2 protein-coding genes are annotated in these 1,554 nt (G+C 73.4%); both read left to right on the top strand.

Going from position 1 to position 1,554, the window contains the following annotated elements:
* On the top strand, positions 1-636 hold a 636-nt coding region (locus tag ACIBBD_RS38765), incomplete at its 5' end, for an acyl carrier protein (protein ID WP_399424726.1).
* A 52-nt stretch (positions 637-688) separates the two neighbouring features.
* A partial coding sequence (locus tag ACIBBD_RS38770; RefSeq protein WP_399424727.1) for a beta-ketoacyl synthase N-terminal-like domain-containing protein occupies positions 689-1,554 on the top strand: 866 nt, incomplete at its 3' end.

Below are 1,554 nucleotides of genomic sequence, written 5' to 3' on the forward strand. Positions count from 1 at the left end.
GTCCCCGCCAAACTCGACCTCGCCGCCTACGCCCGCCACACCCCCCTCCCCACCCTCCTGCACCACCTCGTCAAACCCACCCGCAAGCAGGCCGGAACGGCCACGGTGACCGCCGACGGCCTGGCGGAGCGGCTCGCCGCGCTCGCGCCGGCCGAGCGGCAGCGGGAGGTGCTCACGCTGGTGCGCAGCGAGGCGGCGGCGGCGCTGGGGCACTCCGGTGCCGACGCGATCAAGCCCCACCAGGCCTTCAAGGAGGTGGGCTTCGACTCGCTGGCCGCCGTGGAGCTGCGCAACCGGCTCACCGCGGCGACCGGGATCAAGCTCCCGGCCACCCTCGTCTTCGATCACCCCACCCCGCAGGCCCTGGCCGCGCTGCTGCTGGAGGAGCTCGTGCCGGCGTCCGCCGCCGAGGCCGGGGCGGGAGAGGTCGACGAGGCCGCTCTGCGCCGTTTCCTGGCCACCGCGTCACTGGACCGGCTGGGCGAACTCGGCGTGCTCGACCGGGTGTTGCCGCATCTGGACCCGGCGCGGGACACGGCTCCCGCGGCGGCGGAGGGCGTCGACACCACGGAACTCATCGGCGCCATGAGCGTCGACAGTCTGCTCGAACTCGCACTCGGCGGCGAGTCCACGTGACCGGGCGCCGCCCGGAACACGAGGACACGAGGCCACTCACACGGAGGAAGCGATGACCGTATCCGAGGACCAGTCCGCCAAGCTCGTCGAGGCGTTGCGGGCGTCCCTGATCGAGAACGAACGGCTGAAGCGGGAGCAGGAGCGGGCCGCGGCCGCGGCCCGGGAGCCGATCGCGATCGTCGGGATGGCCTGCCGGCTGCCCGGCGGGGTGACCACCCCGGAGGAGCTGTGGCGGCTGGTCGCCGACGGCACCGACGCCGTCACCGAGTTCCCGGCCGACCGCGGCTGGAACACCGACGAGCTCTACGACGCCGACCCCGAGCAGTCCGGGAAGTCGTACGTCCGCGAGGGCGGCTTCCTGCACGACGCCGGTGAGTTCGACGCCGGGTTCTTCGGGATCTCACCGCGCGAGGCACTGGCGACGGACCCGCAGCAGCGGATCCTGCTGGAGACCGCGTGGGAGACCTTCGAGCGGGCCGGGATCGCGCCGAGCACACTGAGCGGCAGCAGCGTCGGCGTGTACGCGGGGGTGATGTACCACGACTACGCGGGGCGCCTCCAGCAGGTGCCGAAGGACGTGGAGGGGCTGCTCGGGATCGGCAACTCGGGCAGTGTGGCCTCCGGGCGGATCTCGTACACCTTCGGGTTGGAGGGGCCGTCGCTGACGCTGGACACGGCGTGCTCGTCGTCGCTGGTGGCGATCCACCTGGCCGTGCAGGCGCTGCGCGGCGGTGAGTGCTCGATGGCGCTGGCGGGCGGGGTCGCGGTCATGGCGACGCCCGGTGTGTTCGTGGAGTTCTCGCGGCAGCGGGGACTCGCGGGTGACGGGCGGTGCAAGGCGTTCGCGGCGGCGGCCGACGGCACCGGCTGGTCGGAGGGCGCGGGTCTCCTGCTGCTGGAACGCCTGTCGGACGCCCG

The sequence above is a fragment of the Streptomyces sp. NPDC051315 genome, assembly GCF_044455165.1.
In the GTDB taxonomy this organism is placed as follows: domain Bacteria; phylum Actinomycetota; class Actinomycetes; order Streptomycetales; family Streptomycetaceae; genus Streptomyces.